At 59.4% G+C, this 14,647-nt stretch carries 14 protein-coding genes and 2 tRNA genes; 11 read left to right on the top strand and 5 right to left on the bottom strand.

All coding sequences use genetic code 11. The annotated features are described in order from the left end of the window. Positions 1 to 2 precede the first annotated feature (2 nt). The gene (locus DIC75_RS03050) at positions 3 to 1,217 is read left to right on the top strand and encodes a phosphoglycerate kinase (protein WP_434220819.1); all 1,215 of its coding nucleotides are present in this window, start codon (positions 3 to 5) and stop codon (positions 1,215 to 1,217) included. Positions 1,218 to 2,042: 825 nt separating this feature from the next. Here the strand turns inward: DIC75_RS03050 and DIC75_RS03055 are convergent. The 4 genes from DIC75_RS03055 to minD form a co-directional block, all read right to left on the bottom strand. Further along, positions 2,043 to 2,900: a damage-control phosphatase ARMT1 family protein gene (locus DIC75_RS03055; RefSeq protein WP_250986534.1), complete on the bottom strand. Its 858-nt coding sequence runs from the start codon at positions 2,898 to 2,900 to the stop codon at positions 2,043 to 2,045. Positions 2,901 to 2,942: 42 nt separating this feature from the next. Next, positions 2,943 to 3,016: transfer RNA gene (locus DIC75_RS03060), tRNA-Pro, on the bottom strand. A 62-nt stretch (positions 3,017 to 3,078) separates the two neighbouring features. Next, positions 3,079 to 3,282, bottom strand: coding sequence for a hypothetical protein (locus tag DIC75_RS03065; RefSeq protein WP_250986535.1), 204 nt, complete (start codon positions 3,280 to 3,282; stop codon positions 3,079 to 3,081). Further along, positions 3,279 to 4,064: a cell division ATPase MinD gene (minD, locus tag DIC75_RS03070; RefSeq protein ID WP_250986536.1), complete on the bottom strand. Its 786-nt coding sequence runs from the start codon at positions 4,062 to 4,064 to the stop codon at positions 3,279 to 3,281. The genes DIC75_RS03065 and minD overlap by 4 nt, the downstream gene beginning before the upstream one ends. Before the next feature lie 356 nt (positions 4,065 to 4,420). Between minD and DIC75_RS03075 the strand changes: the two genes are divergently transcribed. Then, positions 4,421 to 4,780 carry a roadblock/LC7 domain-containing protein gene (locus DIC75_RS03075; RefSeq protein WP_250986537.1) on the top strand — a complete coding sequence of 120 codons (360 nt, stop codon included), beginning with the start codon at positions 4,421 to 4,423 and terminating at the stop codon, positions 4,778 to 4,780. Further along, positions 4,780 to 5,415, top strand: a complete 636-nt coding sequence (locus DIC75_RS03080) for a response regulator (RefSeq protein WP_250986538.1) — start codon at positions 4,780 to 4,782, stop codon at positions 5,413 to 5,415. The genes DIC75_RS03075 and DIC75_RS03080 overlap by 1 nt, the downstream gene beginning before the upstream one ends. A gap of 125 nt (positions 5,416 to 5,540) precedes the next feature. Here DIC75_RS03080 and DIC75_RS03085 read toward each other — a convergent pair whose 3' ends face one another. Then, positions 5,541 to 5,972, bottom strand: a complete 432-nt coding sequence (locus tag DIC75_RS03085) for a phosphate-starvation-inducible PsiE family protein (RefSeq protein ID WP_250986539.1) — start codon at positions 5,970 to 5,972, stop codon at positions 5,541 to 5,543. A gap of 189 nt (positions 5,973 to 6,161) precedes the next feature. Here DIC75_RS03085 and DIC75_RS03090 point away from each other — a divergent pair. The 8 genes from DIC75_RS03090 (at position 6,162) to DIC75_RS03125 (ending at position 14,552) form a co-directional block, all read left to right on the top strand. Then, positions 6,162 to 6,235 (top strand) — tRNA-Lys (locus tag DIC75_RS03090). Between the two features lie 78 nt (positions 6,236 to 6,313). Then, positions 6,314 to 6,565, top strand: coding sequence for a DNA-directed RNA polymerase subunit H (locus DIC75_RS03095; protein ID WP_250986540.1), 252 nt, complete (start codon positions 6,314 to 6,316; stop codon positions 6,563 to 6,565). A gap of 25 nt (positions 6,566 to 6,590) precedes the next feature. Then, complete coding sequence (locus tag DIC75_RS03100; protein WP_250986952.1) at positions 6,591 to 8,150, top strand: DNA-directed RNA polymerase subunit B''; 1,560 nt, start codon at positions 6,591 to 6,593, stop codon at positions 8,148 to 8,150. Beyond that, positions 8,147 to 9,961 carry a DNA-directed RNA polymerase subunit B gene (gene rpoB, locus DIC75_RS03105; protein ID WP_250986541.1) on the top strand — a complete coding sequence of 605 codons (1,815 nt, stop codon included), beginning with the start codon at positions 8,147 to 8,149 and terminating at the stop codon, positions 9,959 to 9,961. The genes DIC75_RS03100 and rpoB overlap by 4 nt, the downstream gene beginning before the upstream one ends. A 21-nt stretch (positions 9,962 to 9,982) precedes the next feature. Next, positions 9,983 to 12,631: a DNA-directed RNA polymerase subunit A' gene (locus DIC75_RS03110; RefSeq protein ID WP_250986542.1), complete on the top strand. Its 2,649-nt coding sequence runs from the start codon at positions 9,983 to 9,985 to the stop codon at positions 12,629 to 12,631. An 8-nt stretch (positions 12,632 to 12,639) separates the two neighbouring features. Next, entirely contained in the window at positions 12,640 to 13,800 is a 1,161-nt protein-coding gene (gene rpoA2 / locus DIC75_RS03115) for a DNA-directed RNA polymerase subunit A'' (protein WP_434220821.1), read from the top strand. Positions 13,801 to 13,811: 11 nt separating this feature from the next. Beyond that, a complete protein-coding gene (locus DIC75_RS03120) occupies positions 13,812 to 14,099 on the top strand; it encodes a 50S ribosomal protein L30e (protein WP_250986544.1) in 288 nt (95 codons plus the stop codon). A gap of 3 nt (positions 14,100 to 14,102) precedes the next feature. Continuing rightward, on the top strand, positions 14,103 to 14,552 hold the full coding sequence (locus DIC75_RS03125) for a NusA-like transcription termination signal-binding factor (protein ID WP_250986545.1): 450 nt from the start codon (positions 14,103 to 14,105) through the stop codon (positions 14,550 to 14,552). Positions 14,553 to 14,647: the final 95 nt, after the last annotated feature.

Raw genomic sequence — 14,647 nt, forward strand, 5'->3', positions numbered from 1 at the left:
CGGTGGAGATCGGTACGCTCGCTGATGCTGGGAAGTTGACGGGAACGGTGATGTTGCGGGTTGATTTCAACTCGCCCATCAACCCCTCGTCAAACCAGATTCTGGATGACAAACGGTTCAGGGAGCACCTGCCGACGGTGCAGGCACTCGAGGATGCGCGGCTTGTCGTCCTCACGCACCAGAGCAGGCCCGGCAAGAAGGACTTCACGACGCTTGAGGCCCACGCGGAGAAACTGGAGCGGCTGCTCGGCCGCCCGGTGACGTACGTCGAGGATATCTTCGGGCGATGTGCCCGGGAAGCGATCCGGAGCGCAAAGCGCGGTGATGTCCTGATGCTCGAGAATCTCCGGTTTGCCGCCGAGGAGAACCTGACCTTAAAGCCCGAGGAGGCGAAGAAGACCCTCCTCGTCCGGAGGCTGGCGTCGATGGCCGACTTCTACGTCAACGATGCCTTCGGCACGGCGCACCGCTCACAGCCGTCGATCGTGGGACTGCCGCTCGCGCTCCCGTCGGTGGGCGGCCTTCTGATGGAGAAAGAGGTCGCGAACCTCTCCCGGGTATTTTCCGGCGCCCCGCGTCCCGTTACGTTCGTGCTCGGTGGGACGAAGGTGGACGACTCGATCGCGGTCGCAGAGAACGTCCTCGAGCGGGGGACGGCCGACCGCGTCATCGTGGTAGGTGTGGTCGGAAACGTCTTCCTGCTTGCGGCGGGCTACGAGATCGGGCGGCCTTCGGCCCGGCTGATCGACGACCTCGGCTACCGGGGCGAGGTCGATAAGGCAAAAGACCTCCTCGAGACCTACCGGGACCGGCTCTCTCTGCCGCACTCGGTTGCTGTTCGTGAGGACGGCGAGCGGGTCGAGTACCCGGTGGATGCCGTCCCGGAGAACGCCCAGGTGCTCGATATCGGGCGCGATTCGATCGACCTCCTCTCGCAGGAGATCTCGAAGTCCGGGACGGTCGTGGTGAACGGGCCGGCCGGGCTCTTTGAGGAGGAATCGTTCGCCGTCGGCACCTTCGAGCTCTTGAAGGCGGCCTCTGCCGTGGAGTTCTCGGTGGTGGGCGGCGGGCACTCCGGTGCGGCCATCGAACGGCTCGGTATCGAGGATCGGTTCACCCACATCTCCACCGGCGGAGGGGCGGCGATCGAGTTCCTGACCGGGAAGAAGATGCCCGCCATCGAGGCGCTGGAGATGTCCCGGAAGATCTTCGGCTGAGAGGCGCGGCACGACGGTCGGAGCAGAAGCACCGGAGGTGCGAGTCGCTCCTATCTTCTCTCCGGCTTTCTGTTTCCTGCAACCGCTCTTCTTCCTTTCGCGTCTTTGTGCGAGGTAACTGGAAAAGGATGCGACGAGATCACACGCGAAGTAAGCGCTATTGTTAGCACTCTCTTCGCGGCTTCGCGTTTTCGAAGAACTTCGTTTTTCTCAAGCGTGAGATTGTATCGGCACTGCTCCACAGTCACTTCACGTCGAACTGCGAAGGCCTTACCCGAGAAACCAGGTTATACTGCACCGAACCGGGAGTATCCCCGGCATAACGGCCTGGCCTCAGGCTGCTTGCGATCCGGGTGACGATAAAAAGGAGGTGGGGTTTGGCCTTTATGGAATGAGGTGGGGGGCCACACCCGAAGATTTCATGGCCCGGTGTAATTGTGGTCGCTGAACACTGGTGCAGGAGCACCGTATACTCCGGTTTGCCCCTGACCGAACCCTTGTGTCTTCGGTAGGTGTTTTGGTGTGTGGGGTGTGGTGATTGCTGACTGGAATTGAGTAAACTGGTGATTGCTGGGTGTGGTCTTTCCCCAATCCAGTATCTATGGTGCTCATTATATAATATTATCTAATAAATATTTCGGCTTATATGTCGATTTAAATACTAAACCAGGTTGCGAAAAATTCCATTTAACCGATAGAACTGATTATATCGCAGAAAATTTTGACCGTCATGTTTATATGCGCCGCCGGTCGTCCGGCGATGTGTCGGGGGGGATCCCGGCGCCCGCGCCACCCGGTCTCGCCGTCCGTACCTGCCCGCCGGGGTCACTCGCGAAGGAGGGCGACGCGGGAACCGACTGGAATGCCGATATCCGTGCCGATCGGGCCGCACTTGACCGACATCAGGAAAGCCACGGGAGGGAGGTCCCGCTCGTCGGAGAGCGACTCGTAATTGGCCATGCCCTTGGCGATGACGAGCGTTGCACGGTCAAGGGCATCGGCAAGGAGGGGCGGGATGAGTTCCCGGTTCAGGCCGAGCTCGGCGATGCCGTCCGTGGTGGGGGTGAGCAGGTCGACACGGCGGTCGAGCCCGAGCACCACCGCATCCTCCATCGTCGCGTCGTTTAAGATCGGCGCGCCCCGGACGGCAAACGTGACGTGCGATCCACTCTTCCTGAGGTGGTCGGCGAGGAGGGTGTCAAAGACGATCTCCCCGCAGTTGTCGGCGAGGTAGACCACCCGGGAGGTGAGAGACTCCATGGCTTCGGTATCGTCGACGGTCAGTCCCGCCGCAAACTCCCGGCGAAAGAACTCAACGAAGTTGTCGGTGACGGTATGCGCCTTCGAACCGTAATCCAGCGTGTTACCGATGACCGACGCAAGCACGAGGTCATGGAACGTCGAGAGGTCGCCGCGCACCCTCCGGCAGACTGCCGTCGCATCCTCGTTGTTGCCCCTCTTCAAGAGCCGGTAGGGGTCGGCGTCGCCGATCATCCGGTAGGCGAGGCGGTGCACCCTGCTCGCGATGACGGGTGCGGGAACCGGGTCGACGGAGATGCGCCGGAGCAGGTCCCGGCACGCATCGACGATCGTCTGGACGCGCACCGGATCGTCGATACAGAGCCGGCTCTCGTACTCGACCCGGCTGATCAGGCAATCCGTGCAGCCCTGATAAAATCTCATGCTGCAGCTAAATACACCAGTGAAAGAGAAAAAATGGTCTGATGGGGCCACTGCGATTTGAACGCAGGTCAGAAGACCCCCAGTCTCCTAGGATGGCCAGGCTACCCTATGGCCCCTTCCTCATAATCTATGCTCGAATTACACATATATCTTCGCTTTGTGGGGGAGGGTAGAACTTCTATCCCCGGCTTCTCTTATACTCCTCGACGCTTCGTGTCAGCTGTTCAAGTTCGCTGCCGGTGATCTCCATCCTGCCTGTCAACGCATTGACCTCCGTGAGGAGCTGCTGGATGCGCACGTACATCACGTACATGATAAACAGCAGGCAGATGATGGTTACCGAGAGCAAGACTATCATGATTGCATTAATATCAGTCATCATGGTTCTCTCCTGAATAGTGCGCGGGCAAGCCGCTCGACAAACCCTTCCTGTACTTCCTGGGGTTCTTCTTCAACAGGGAAGCCCGCTAAAGAGGCTGCGATTCTTCTGAACGCTTTTGATGCTTCGGATCCTGGCGATCTCACGACGACCGGCGTCCTTGCCGCTGCCGCTCTCCGTATGTTTGCGTCTTCGGGGATCGTATCGATGATCGACACACCAAGGGTCTTCTCGATCTTTCTCCGGTTCATGTCGGTCTCCTCCAGGGTCACCCGATTGAGGATGGCCCCGCCGACGGCGCCGCCGATCGTCTCTGTCAGGATCTTGATCTTCAGGGCATCCACGAGCGAGGAGATCTCGGGGTTTACAACCAGCAGGACCTCGTCAGCCACAGTGAGCGGTACGACTGCATCAGTGCCGATGCCGGCAGGCGCATCAAGGAGCAGGAAGTCACAGCGGTCGGTGAGGTCGCACATCACGTCTTTGAGCAGTTCGGGATCTGCATTCTGAAAGCCCCGGAGCGACAGGCCGCTCGGCACAACTTTAAGGCCGTAGGGCCCCTCGTACATCGCATCGCGGATCAGCGCCTCCCCTGCCAGAACCTCATGGAGCGTGACCGGCGTCTCTGCGAGCCCCAGCACCAGCCCGAGGTTGGCCATGCCTATGTCCATATCAATGATGCAGGTCTCCCTGCCATGCTGAGCCAGCGCTGTCCCCAGATTTGCGGTGACGGTCGTCTTCCCGGTTCCGCCTTTCCCTGAGGCGATGGTGTAGGCCCTGATCATCTAAAACCGTCTCAAGGATAGATCGTAGTTGTTAAATTTATACTTATTTGTTTGACTCTCTCTCTAGCGAGACGTAAATTCGTTTTTAAAACCGTGAGGCGTCCTTTACCGGACAAAATCGGGGAATAAGCGTCTGAAGTTGTCTCCACTGTTCGATTCCGTGAAGATGCCCCCGGGCCTTTTAGTTCTGCAGCGGAAGTGTCTCCTGTCTTAGGGGCGGCAATAGCCCGGTGAGCGTTGAGAAAAGCGGGGTAAAAAAGGTCTGGAGCAATACTGATTCGATATTCATATATGATGCGACGCAAATATTTTAGTGAGATTATACCGGGGTTAATCAGATGAGTGGTCGTCCTTTCATGGAAGAGAATGCCCCGAGATACGTCGATGAGATCCGATCCGTCGCCGGTGTCGCTGCATGTGCTCTCGTATCTGATGAGGGCAGGATCATGGGTAAGTACTTCCGGGAAGGGAATCTTTCGTCGTCTCTATTTGCAGCAATGTGCGCAACGGTCCTTGCATCGGCGGAGGCAGCTTGCGGCAGTGCCAATATAGAGCGACCGTCCATGGTCACCATCTCCGCAGCCGACGCCACGATCCTCATCGTGAGTGCCGGGGAGACTGCCCTGATCACAGCGGTAATAGAGAAGTCTGCAGATCTCTCTACAGTACAGAGACAGTTATTGGATATAGCAGTCAGAATCGGAGAGGAGGCATAATGTACACAATACTGATTGTCGATGATAGCCCCATGATCGTCGACGTTTTTGTTACTATGCTGGAGCGTGGTGGGTATAGGCCGATCACCGCCTTTAGCGGCGAGGAATGTCTGAAGGTCCTGAATACGACCCCTCCGGATCTGGTTCTTCTGGATATCATGATGGAGCCGATGGACGGCTGGGAAACGCTTGGGAAGATCAAGACCAATCCTGAGACGCGGGATATCCCTGTCCTCATGCTGACGGCGAAACCCCTCACCCCTGAGGAGGCCAACGAATATGGCACCTACATCGAGGACTATATCCTCAAACCCACCACCCACCACCAGCTCTATGAGGCCATAGAGCATGTGCTGGCACGCCGGCACTCCATCGCTGCCGATATCAAGCGTGCGCGCGAGGCCGGCGTGGACCCCGGGATCGTCGACGAGTATGAGCGCCTCTCCAAAAGCGTCGATATCAACAGGCGCCTCCTGAAGATCCTGGAGACTACCTACAGCATCAAGGACGCCCGGGCGGGAATGGGTGAGGACATCACCAGGGCCATAAAGAGCATGGCGGCGAGCATCAGGCTCCAGGAAGAGCGCCTGAATCAGGTCCGGACCCAGTTTGCAGACCTCTTCGAGGTGCGCTGAGCGATCTCATCCCCCGCTTTGAAGAGGCCCTTCTCAGACCGGCGCGCTTGCAGAGAGCAGTGGGGAACGGGCGGCCGACATGGCGACGGGCAGTCTCTTCGGGTTCTCCTTTCTCATTCCATCCTCTACGAACTGTCCGCGCGTTCCTGCTTTCCGATGAAGACGATCGCGATCGTCAGCACGAGAATCGCTGCGAGTGTCAGGCCGACATCGACGGGGTCGATCTGTTCGACCCCGAAGGTCAGCACCCGCCGCACCATTGCGGTGATGCCTGCGATCAGAATCGGCGTCACCAGGACCCTGTTGGTCCTGAAATACGCCGTCACCGTCTCCAGAATCTCCACGATGATGAGGGTCAGGAGGAGTGCGTGCAGCACCTCAAGTACGCCCTGCGTCATGTCTTCGGCATGGATGAGCGCCACTACCTGCAGGAGAACATCGTAAAAGGAGAAGATCGCGAGCAGGGAGAGCGAGGCGGCGATGAGCAGGTATATGCTCAATGTTATCCCGGATATGGCCGATATGGCCGTATTGACATGGTCTTTGGAAGGAGTCATGCGGGCACCCTGATCCGGGAGAATATACATGAACAGGATATTTAGAGAGCATTAAACATTCCGGTGGGTCTGCAGGGAGTGGGGAATTGAAAAGTTTATATTGTTAGACTGCGAATTATATGATACGCCTGCAAGTAAATTATTTATACTATTCTCGCATTGTAATAATGCTGGATGGCAGTACGTGCGGGGTCTATAGCTCAGTTAGGTAGAGCGCCTGGCTTTTAACCAGGTGGTCGGGGGTTCAAATCCCCTTGGGCCCGTTGCCATGGGCGATGTCTATGGATTTTAACAAGGTGATGCATCTGATACGTAACTTTTTCGTCGGTGAGGTGTAGGCGATGGGCACTTCACTTGACGTACTTAACCATGAGATGGTGCCGGACCATCAGATTATGGACGCAGAAGAGGTCACGGACCTTCTTGCGACGTACCATATCTCTTTAGAACAACTGCCAAAAATGTATCATGACGATCCTGCAGTGAAGGCTATCGGGGGCGATGTCGGGAACGTCATCCGGATTACTCGTGACAGTCGCACGGCAGGCAGAGCCGAAGCCTACAGGCTCGTCGTGAAGAGACCGAAGAAATAATTCAAGAGGCCGGGAGCTGATCCATCTGTTAGACAGAAGTGTTTTATCGAGAGCATATTTTTCACGGGAGCATGTAGCGCGCCACCAGTTAGACTCTTATAATAACTTCCTCCTGTACAACCTCCAGAAAGTCGTCGACGAACAACGTATCATCGAGACCGACATTGAGACCCGTGGGAAGGGAAAAGAGGCCGTATGGGTTGAACTGGGCAAGATCGAGGTGAAGAAACCCCGGGTTCGCGAGGCGGACGGGTCGCAGTCCGAACTCTTCCCGAGCGAGGCGCGCCTCCGGAACCTCACTTATGCGGCACCCATTCAACTCGAGATGACGCTTGTCCAGGGCGAAGAGCCGCAGGATCCGATCGTCACGATCATCGGGCAGCTGCCGGTGATGGTGGGCTCGGCCGCCTGCAACCTCTACAACATGAGCGACGCCGAGCGGACCGAGCACGGCGAAGACCCCCTCGACCCCGGCGGCTACTTCATCGTCAACGGCACGGAACGGGTGCTGATGACGCTCGAAGACCTCGCCTCGAACAAGATCATGACCGAGTTCACCGAGCGGTACAACGAGCGGATCTACGTTGCCAAAGTCTTCTCGCAGTACCGGGGCTACCGGGCGCTCGTGATCGTCGAGCGGAACAGGAAGAACCTTCTCGAGGTCTCGTTCCCCTCGGTCGCCGGGCACCTCCGTTTCGTCGACCTGATGCGGGCGCTGGGGCTCCAGGGCGACCACGACATCGTGGAGGCGGTCTCCACCGATGAAGAGATCCTTACCTTCATGATGCAGAACCTCGAGGAGAGCGAGTGCGACACGGTCGACGACGGCGTCATGTATGTCGGGAAGAAACTCGCCCCCAACCAGACCCGGGACTACCAGCGCAAGCGGGCGGAGTTCGTCCTCGACAACTACCTCCTTCCGCACTTAAACTACCTGATGCCGATTGGTTTAAAAGAGGAAGACCCTGCATACCGTTCGACGGTCGAGGGTGTCCGCCTCGCAAAGGCACACTTCCTCGGCCGCATGGCCGAGGCCTGTTTCGACCTGGTGCTTGACCGGCGCCGGATCGACGATAAGGACCACTACGCGAACAAGCGGCTGAAACTTGCCGGCGACCTGATGGAAGACCTCTTCCGGATCTCATTGAACCGCTTAACGAGGGACGTGAAGTACCAGCTCGAGCGGGCCAGCATGCGCCACCGCGACCTCTCGATCGGCACCGCCGTGCGCGCGGACGTCCTGACCGAACGGCTGCTGCATCCGCTTGCCACCGGCAACTGGGTGGGCGGGCGCACCGGTGTCTCGCAGCTCCTGGACAGGGTGGACCACATGGCGGTGCTCTCGCATCTCCGGCGTGTCATCTCCCCGCTCTCCCGTTCGCAGCCTCACTTCGAGGCCCGTGACCTGCACCCCACCCAGTGGGGCCGGATCTGTCCGAGCGAGACCCCTGAGGGTCCGAACTGTGGACTGGTGAAGAACTTCGCCCAGATGGTCGAGATCAGCAAGGGCGTTATCAACGAAGAGGAAGTGAAGAACATTCTGTATGATATGGGCGTCATCGCCCTCCGGAGAGAGACGGCATGAGGCAGTCACGTGTCTTCGTTGACGGAGCTCTTATCGGGCTCGTGGACGACCCCCGGGAACTGGTCGGGCGGATGCGCGATATGCGCCGACGCGGCGAGATCCCTCTCGAGGTCAACGTCTCGTACAAGGAGTTCAACAACGATGTCATCGTCCACACCGATCGCGGCAGAGCACGCCGCCCCCTGATCGTGGTCCGGGACGGCATGCCGCAGGTGATCGGCGACGACATCGAACGCCTCCGAAACGGCGAGATGACCTTCGCCGACGTGGTGCGGAAGGGCGCGATCGAGTTCGTCGATGCCGAAGAGGAGGAGGATCTCTTCATTGCCATCAATGAGGAGGACCTCAGTCCCGAACACACGCATCTCGAGATCGATCCCTCGCTCATCCTGGGTATCGGTGCGGCACACGTTCCATTCCCCGAGCACAACGCCAGCCCCCGTGTCACCATGGGCGCCGGGATGGTCAAGCAGGCGCTCGGCTTTGGGGCTTCGAACATGAAACTCCGCCCCGACACCCGGGGGCACATGCTCCACTACGTCCAGAAGCCGCTCACCTTCACCCAGACCTCCGATGTGATTGGTTCCGACGACCGGCCTGCAGGCCAGAACTTCGTCGTCGCGATCATCTCTTATGAGGGGTTCAATATTGAGGATGCGCTGATCATCAACAAGGCCTCCATCGACCGGGGTCTCGGGCGCTCGCATTTCTTCCGCACCTACGACGGTGAGGAGCGGCGCTATCCGGGCGGCCAGGTCGACCGGATCCAGGTTCCGGACGAAGAGGTCTCCGGCGCGCACGGAGCCGAGTTCTACGCGAACCTCGACGTCGACGGCGTCATCAACCCCGAGACGGTCGTCCGCGAGAAGGACGTGCTGATTGGGAAGACTTCCCCGCCGAGGTTCCTTGAGGAGCCTACGAGCGAGTTGATCGCCGTCGAAAAAAGGCGCGACACTTCGGTCACGATGCGGAGCAACGAGCATGGCATCGTGGATACCGTCATCATCACCGAGGGCGAGAACTCCTCGCGCCTCGTGAAGGTCCGGACCCGTGACCTCCGGGTCCCGGAGGTGGGCGACAAGTTCGCGTCCCGGCATGGGCAGAAGGGTGTTATAGGGCTCATCCAGCCTTCGGCGGACATGCCGTTCACCGAGTCGGGTATGACACCCGATCTGATCATCAACCCTCATGCCGTCCCGAGCCGCATGACCATCGGGCACATGCTCGAGATGCTGGGCGGCAAGGTCGGTTCCCTCGAGGGCCACCGGATCAATGCGACCGCATTCCGCGGCGAACGCGAGGCGGACCTCCGGGGTTCGCTCAGGGAACTCGGCTTTTCGCACAATGGCCGCGAAGTGATGTACGATGGTATCACCGGCCGGCAGTTTGCGGCCGACATCTACATCGGCGTCATCTACTACCAGAAGCTCTACCACATGGTATCGAGCAAGATGCATGCGCGGTCGCGCGGCCCCGTGCAGGTGCTCACCCGCCAGCCGACCGAAGGACGTGCCCGCGAGGGCGGTCTCCGGTTCGGTGAGATGGAGCGGGACGTGATGATCGGTCACGGTGCGGCCATGGCCTTAAAAGAGCGGCTGCTCGATGAGTCGGATAAGGTGACCCAGTGGGTCTGCGCGAAGTGCGGCATGGTGGCGATGCTGGACCGGAAGAGGAAAGTTACGCGGTGCCTTGCCTGCGGCGGCGAGACCGACATCTACCCCGTCGAGATGAGTTACGCCTTCAAGCTGCTCCTCGACGAGATGAAGAGCATGGGCATTGCTCCCCGCCTGAGACTCGACGATATGGTGTAAGAGAGGGGGCACAATCAAACTATGACCAGTCCAAAACGTGTTGGAAGGATCGAGTTCGGGCTCTTCTCCCCGAAGGAGATCCGCAAGATGAGCGTCCGGAAGATCATCTGGGCGGACACCTACGACGATGACGGGTTTCCCTACCCGCAGGGCCTGATGGACCTGAACCTGGGCGTCATCGATCCGGGGCTCCGGTGTAAGACCTGCGACCAGAAAGCGGCCGATTGTCCGGGTCATTTCGGGCACATCGAACTCGCGAAACCCGTCATCCATGTCGGTTACACCCGGTTGATCCGGAAACTCCTGCGGGTGACCTGCAGGTCGTGTTCCCGGCTGTTGATGACGGCCGAAGAGGTCGAGAAGATCGTCGGGCCCGAGGATAGCGAACTTGCGGGCGAGATCGTCTCCGAAAAAGACATCAAGAAAGAACGGGTCTGCCCCCACTGCGGAGAGCAGCAGCTCAAGATCAACTTCGAGAAGCCCACCACTTTCTCTGAGGTCTTTGTGGAAGACGGAAGGAAGGTGGAGCACAAGCTGACCCCGGCCGACATCCGGGCGCGCCTCGAGAAGATCCCGGACGAGGATCTGCGGGCTCTGGGTGTCAACCCGGACGTCGCCCGGCCGGAATGGACGATCCTCACCGTTCTCCCGGTTCCGCCGGTCACGATGCGCCCCTCGATCATCCTCGAGAACGGGCAGCGGTCCGAGGATGACCTGACCCACAAACTCGTGGACATCATCAGGATCAACCAGCGGTTCAAGGAGAACCAGGACGCCGGCGCGCCCCAGCTGATCATCGAGGATCTCTGGGAGCTCCTGCAGTACCACGTCACCACCTATCTCGATAACGAGGTGGCGGGGTGCCCGCCCGCCCGGCACCGGAGCGGTCGGCCCCTAAAGACCCTCTCGCAGCGTCTCAAAGGGAAGGAAGGGCGGTTCCGCGGCTCGCTCTCCGGCAAGCGCGTGAACTTCTCGGCCCGTACGGTGATCTCTCCCGACCCGAACCTCTCGATCGGTGAGGTCGGGATCCCGCTTGCCATTGCAAACGAGATGACGCTTCCCATTCGGGTGACCGCGTTCAACATCGAGGAGATGCGGCAGTACATCCTGAACGGCCCCGAGCGCCCCACTATCAAGTCGCCCTGCGGCGCAAACTACGCTATTCGGCCGGACAACAGGAGGATGCGTCTGTCGGACGCGAACCTGGAGACGGTCGCGGAGATGCTTGAGCCGGGCTGGACGGTGGAGCGGCAGTTAAAGGATAACGATATCGTCCTCTTCAACCGGCAGCCCTCGCTGCACCGGATGAGCATCATGGCCCACCGGGTCGTCGTGATGGACGGGAAGACGTTCCGGCTGAACCCGGCCGTCTGTCCGCCCTACAACGCCGACTTCGACGGCGACGAGATGAACCTGCATATCCCGCAGACCGAGGAGGCGCGGGCCGAGGCCGAGATCCTGGTCTCGGTGTCGTCGAACATCCTCTCGCCGAGGACCGGCGGCCCGATCATCGGGGGTATCCACGACCACATCTCGGGTATCTTCCTCCTGACGCACACGGTTCGTCACTTCAGCAAAGAGGAGACGCTTTACCTCACCCAGCATCTGCCCATCGAGCACCTGCCCGAGCCTGCCGGGATGGACGACGACGGGAACCCTCTCTGGACGAACAAGCAGGTCTTCTCGCTCGTCCTCCCCGACGACCTGAACATGCTCTTCCAGGCCTCGTCGTGCCAGAACTGCGAGACCTGCCGACGGGAGATGTGCGAGAACGATGCGTTCGTCCGGGTCGTCAACGGGAACCTGATCACCGGCACCATCGACAAGAAGGGGATCGGCGCGTTCGACGGCCAGATCCTGCACCGGATCATCAGGCAGCACGGCATGAAGCGTGCCGCCCGGTTCATCGATGACGTGACCAAACTCTCGATCAGGGGCATCATGCTCGAAGGCTTCTCGTTCGGTATCGACGACGAAGATCTGACCAGGACCGAGTACGGTCAGATCGACGAGGTGCTCAACGGTGCCCTCGGCGACGTCGAGCGCCGGATCAAGATCTATAACGAGGGACAACTCGAGCCGATGCCGGGCCGGACGCTTGAAGAGACGCTCGAGATGCAGATCATGCAGGTACTCGGCAAGGCCCGTGACCGCACCGGTGAGATTGCCGGGCGGCATCTCGGGATGGACAACAGCGCCGTGGTGATGGCGGTCTCCGGTGCACGTGGGTCGATGCTGAACCTGACACAGATGGCCGGGTGTCTCGGGCAGCAGTCGGTTCGTGGCGAGCGGATCATGCGTGGCTACGAGGACCGGACCCTGCCGCACTTCCGGCGGAACGAGCGCGGTGCGGAGGCGCACGGGTTCATCACCAACAGTTACAAGAGCGGCCTCTCCCCTACCGAGTTCTTCTTCCACGCTATTGGTGGACGTGAGGGTCTTGTGGACACCGCGGTCCGGACGTCGCAGAGCGGGTACCTCCAGCGGCGGATGATCAACGCCCTGCAGGACCTCAAGGTGGCATACGACGGCACCGTCCGGACGACGGGCGGCCGGATCATCCAGTTCTGCTACGGCGAGGACGGAACCGACCCCGGAAGGAGCAGTTACGGCGCCCCGGTGGACGTGAAGGGCATCATTGAGAGCGTGCTCAAGGAGGAGGTCAAATGAACAGCGATATGGAACAGCGGATCGATACCCTCGATCTACCCTACCGGACCCGGGAAGACCTGAAGGCGAGCCTGAAAGAACGGGATGTCACCGACGAGGAGTTCGACCGGATCCTCGAGATGGTCTTCTCCGAGTACAGGAAGAGCCGGATCGAGCCCTGCGAGGCTGTCGGCGTCGTGGCGGCGCAGTCTATCGGCGAGCCCGGCACCCAGATGACGATGCGAACCTTCCACTACGCAGGTGTGGCCGAGATCAACGTTACCCTCGGCCTCCCCCGCCTCATCGAGATCATGGACGCCCGGCGTGAGCCGAGCACCCCCACGATGGCGGTCTACCTGCTCAACGACTGGGCGTTCAACCGTGACCGCGCCCGTGAGGTGAGCTGGCAGATCGAGGCCGCGCCGCTCCACGAGTTCGGGGACATCACCATCGACATGGAGAACATGCAGGTTCTCGTCATGTTGAACAAGGCGGTCTGTGACCGGCGGAAGATCGGGGTGGATGAGATCCTTGAGACCGCCCCGAGGAAGATCCGGGAAAAGCGGCACTTCCGGGACTTTGATGTCGAAGGAGACCCGAAAAAGGTCTCGATCACGTTCACCCCGAAGAACAGGGAGAGCTACCAGAACCTCTTCCAGCTCGCAGAGCATGTCAGGAACGTCATCGTTCAGGGTCTCGACGACATCGAGCGGGTAGTCGTCAGAAAGGAAGGCGGAGAGTATATCCTTTATACTGAGGGCTCCAACCTAAAAGATGTCTTCGAAGTCGAAGGAGTCGATACCTCCCGCACCCGGAGCAACAACATCAGCGAGATCGCCGATGTGCTCGGTATCGAGGCAGGCCGGAACGCGATCATCCAGGAAGCCTTAAGTACCCTGAACGAACAGGGTATCGGCGTCGATGTCCGTCATATCATGCTCGTTGCCGATATGATGTGCATGGACGGCGAGGTCAAGCAGATCGGCCGGCACGGTATTGCCGGCGAGAAGGAGAGTGTCCTTTCCCGGGCTGCATTCGAAGTGACGGTCAACCATCTGCTGGATGCGGCAATCGCGAACGAGGTGGACGAATTAAACGGCGTCACCGAGAACGTGATCGTGGGCCAGCCTATCCAGCTTGGCACCGGTGATGTGAAACTCATCGCAAAACCCATAACCCTGAAAATCTAGGAGAATCATCTATGGACTTTAATGCTTCACTACGTAAAGCCGTGAAGACTGGTACCGTGTTCCTCGGTCAGAACAAGACCCAGGAATGCATCGAGGAAGGCAAGGCAAAACTCGTCGTGGTTGCCAAGAACAGCCCGGAATCTGTCAAGAATCTCGTGAAAGAGACCGATATCCCTGTCTACGTCTACGAAGGCTCGAGTGTCCAGCTCGGGAAAGCCTGCGGTATGCCGTACGTCGTCAGCGCGCTTGCCGTGGTCGAGCCAGGCGAATCCGATATCCTGAGTGCTGCGAGAGTGTAGACAATGCCACAGGTCACGCTGACTGAGGAGTGCATGCGCCTCATCTCCCAGTTCGAGAGCCTTACCGGCGCAGGCAGCCGCGATTGTATCGTTGATAACCGCAACGAGCGGATCATCTTCGTGATCAATCCCGGCGATATGGGACTTGCCATCGGCAAGAGCGGGTCGAGTATCAAGAAGGCTTCCGACGTGATGGGCAAAAGGATCGAGGTCGTGGAATACTCCGCAGACCCGGGCCAGTTCCTCCGGAACTGCTTCCTTCCTGCTCAGGTCACCGATATCGACTTCGATACCAACGAGGAGGATCAGCAGGTCGCCCTTATCGAGGTCCGGGACGAGGACCGGGGCCTTGCCATCGGCAAAGCGGGGAAGAATATCTTCAAGGCAAAAGTTCTCGCACAGCGGCAGCACGACATCGCCGATGTCCAGCTGATGCAGAACGAGATTGCCTGAACACTTTTTTTTGCAGTACTCCGGCAACATCCGGGGGTATCCCGGGGCATAGGCAAACAGTTCTCCCCGGGGCGATTTGCAGGGGGTTTTTAGCG

This window comes from Methanoculleus oceani, assembly GCF_023702065.1.
Classification (GTDB): domain Archaea; phylum Halobacteriota; class Methanomicrobia; order Methanomicrobiales; family Methanoculleaceae; genus Methanoculleus; species Methanoculleus oceani.

What these genes read in the sequence shown, in the direction of transcription:
- DIC75_RS03055 (WP_250986534.1), bottom strand. Translation starts at nt 2,900, where the DNA reads ATGAGATTTTATCAGGGCTGCACGGATTGCCTGATCAGCCGGGTCGAG.
- DIC75_RS03065 (WP_250986535.1), bottom strand. Translation starts at nt 3,282, where the DNA reads ATGATGACTGATATTAATGCAATCATGATAGTCTTGCTCTCGGTAACC.
- minD (WP_250986536.1), bottom strand. Translation starts at nt 4,064, where the DNA reads ATGATCAGGGCCTACACCATCGCCTCAGGGAAAGGCGGAACCGGGAAG.
- DIC75_RS03075 (WP_250986537.1), top strand. Translation starts at nt 4,421, where the DNA reads ATGGAAGAGAATGCCCCGAGATACGTCGATGAGATCCGATCCGTCGCC.
- DIC75_RS03080 (WP_250986538.1), top strand. Translation starts at nt 4,780, where the DNA reads ATGTACACAATACTGATTGTCGATGATAGCCCCATGATCGTCGACGTT.
- DIC75_RS03085 (WP_250986539.1), bottom strand. Translation starts at nt 5,972, where the DNA reads ATGACTCCTTCCAAAGACCATGTCAATACGGCCATATCGGCCATATCC.
- DIC75_RS03095 (WP_250986540.1), top strand. Translation starts at nt 6,314, where the DNA reads ATGGGCACTTCACTTGACGTACTTAACCATGAGATGGTGCCGGACCAT.
- rpoB (WP_250986541.1), top strand. Translation starts at nt 8,147, where the DNA reads ATGAGGCAGTCACGTGTCTTCGTTGACGGAGCTCTTATCGGGCTCGTG.
- DIC75_RS03110 (WP_250986542.1), top strand. Translation starts at nt 9,983, where the DNA reads ATGACCAGTCCAAAACGTGTTGGAAGGATCGAGTTCGGGCTCTTCTCC.
- rpoA2 (WP_434220821.1), top strand. Translation starts at nt 12,640, where the DNA reads ATGGAACAGCGGATCGATACCCTCGATCTACCCTACCGGACCCGGGAA.
- DIC75_RS03120 (WP_250986544.1), top strand. Translation starts at nt 13,812, where the DNA reads ATGGACTTTAATGCTTCACTACGTAAAGCCGTGAAGACTGGTACCGTG.
- DIC75_RS03125 (WP_250986545.1), top strand. Translation starts at nt 14,103, where the DNA reads ATGCCACAGGTCACGCTGACTGAGGAGTGCATGCGCCTCATCTCCCAG.